Origin of the sequence: Pseudoscardovia radai (genome assembly GCF_002259605.1) — a bacterium.
Taxonomy (GTDB): Bacteria; Actinomycetota; Actinomycetes; order Actinomycetales; family Bifidobacteriaceae; genus Pseudoscardovia; species Pseudoscardovia radai.
Window position 1 is genome coordinate 1 of record NZ_MWWR01000033.1, and the last position, 2,025, is coordinate 2,025.

General features: G+C 69.2%; 1 protein-coding gene. It reads left to right on the plus strand.

All coding sequences use genetic code 11. The annotated features are described in order from the left end of the window. Positions 1–49: 49 nt before the first annotated feature. Positions 50–1,843: an IS3 family transposase gene (locus PSRA_RS09040; RefSeq protein ID WP_094661554.1), complete on the plus strand. Its 1,794-nt coding sequence runs from the start codon at positions 50–52 to the stop codon at positions 1,841–1,843. Positions 1,844–2,025 lie beyond the last annotated feature (182 nt).

Sequence of the window (2,025 nt, forward strand, 5' to 3'; positions counted from 1 at the left end):
TCCGCAACGAGGTGGTGACGTTTTCTTGGACTTTTGACTGGAGGGCGTCATGGCTAGTTATACGCGGGAGCAGAGGCTCAGGGCGTGTGAGTTGTATGAGCGGCTGGACCGGAGCGCGACGGCCGTGGTGCGGGAGCTGGGGTATCCGGCGAGCCGGCATTCGGTGCGCGCGTGGTACCGCCGGTACGCGTTGGAGAGGTACGGGGGCGTGCCGGGCAGGGTCGCGCCCGCGAGGGTGCCGGCGCCGGCGGGCGGGTATCCCGAGGGGCTCAGGCGCGCGGCGGTGGAGCATTTCCTGACGCATGGCCGGTGCGTGCAGCGCACGTGCCGGTGCCTGGGGTATCCGTCTCCCGGGACGCTGCGCAAGTGGGTGGACCGGGCGGATCCGTCGCGGCGGGTTCCCGCGGCGGGCGGCGTGCCGGTGGCGCCGGCGGCGGGGTCCGTGAGAGGATTGGAGGGCCGGGACCCCGGCGGACTGGAGGAGCCGACCATGGATGACGTGACGGGGCGCGCCGTGCGCGCCGGCGCGGCCGACGCCGCGCGGACGGGAGGGGCCGGAGGGCCCGCCGCCAAGGCCGCGGGAAAGCCTGCCGGGAAGGCGGCGGGAAAGCCTGCCGCCAAGGCCGCGGGGAAGACCGCCGCCAAGGCGGCGGGAAAGCCTGCCGGGAAGGCGGCGGGAAAGGCCTCCGGCAAGCCGGCCGCCAGGGCCGGGGAGGCGGTCTCGGCGGCGGACGTGGAGGAGCTGCTCCGGGTCATCGCGTCCCTGCGCGAGCAGGCCGACTCCCTGCGCCGGGAGGCGGACGAGCTGCGGGGCGAGACGGAGTCCCTGCGCGACGAGGCGGAGTCCCTGCGCGGCAAGGCGCGGGAACGCTGCCGGGAGCTCAGGGACCTCGAGATCGACCTCGAGATCCGCCGGGGCACGATCGAGCTGTTGGGAAAAGAGCCGGGCGCAGACCCTGACAACCTGTCGAACCGGGAAAGGTCCCTCCTCGCGGACCGGGTCGCCGAACGCACCGGCGAGCCCGTCGGCTCCCTGCTGGCGCGCGTGGGCGTCGCGCGCAGCACGTACTACTACCACAGGCGCGTCAGGGAGCTGCCCGACAGGGACGGGCCCCTGCTGGACGAGATACGCGACGTATTCGAGGCCAGCGGCCGGCGCTACGGGTACCGGCGCGTGTGGGCGGCGCTGCGCCTCAGGGGCACGGTCGTGTCGGCCAGGCGGGTCATGCGCCTGATGACCGGCAACGGTCTGGTGCCCCCGTTCAAGAGCTCGCGCCGCTACTCCTCGTACAAGGGCGAGCTGTCCGACGCGCCCGCGAACATCGTCAACCGCGACTTCCACGCGGACGCGCCCAACAGGCTGTGGGTCACGGACATCACCGAGTTCTCCATCCCCGCGGGCAAGGTCTACCTGTCGCCGGTCATCGACTGCTACGACGGCATGCCCGTGGCATGGACGATCGGGACGAGCCCGAACTCGTCCCTGTCCAACGGCATGCTGCGCAAGGCATGCGCCGCGCTCAAACCGGGCGAGAGACCCGTGATCCACTCGGACCGGGGATGCCACTACCGGTGGGACGGGTGGATCTCGATCTGCGAGGAGAACGGGCTGGTGCGCTCGATGAGCGCTAAGGGCTGCAGCCCCGACAACGCGGCGGCCGAGGGCTTCTTCGGACGCCTCAAGCAGGAGTTCTTCCACAAGCGCTCCTTCGCGGGCGTCTCCCTGCGGGAGTTCATCCGCAGGCTCGACGAGTACATGACGTGGTACCGCGACGAACGCATCAAGACCGAATTCGGCACCAGCATCACCGCGCGGCGACGCGAGCTCGGACTCATGGCATAATGAAAACCAACGACAACGCAGTCCAACAAAACAGCACCACCCCCTACCGGAAAAATGATCAATTAGTAGGCTTACCTCGTTCTCAACGATTTTCAGTCCGTTTTCGGCCATTTTCTGTTCCTTTCGCTCGTTTATGAAGCAACACCGTGTTTTCCGGCGGCGATTTCTTTTCTCAATGGGAC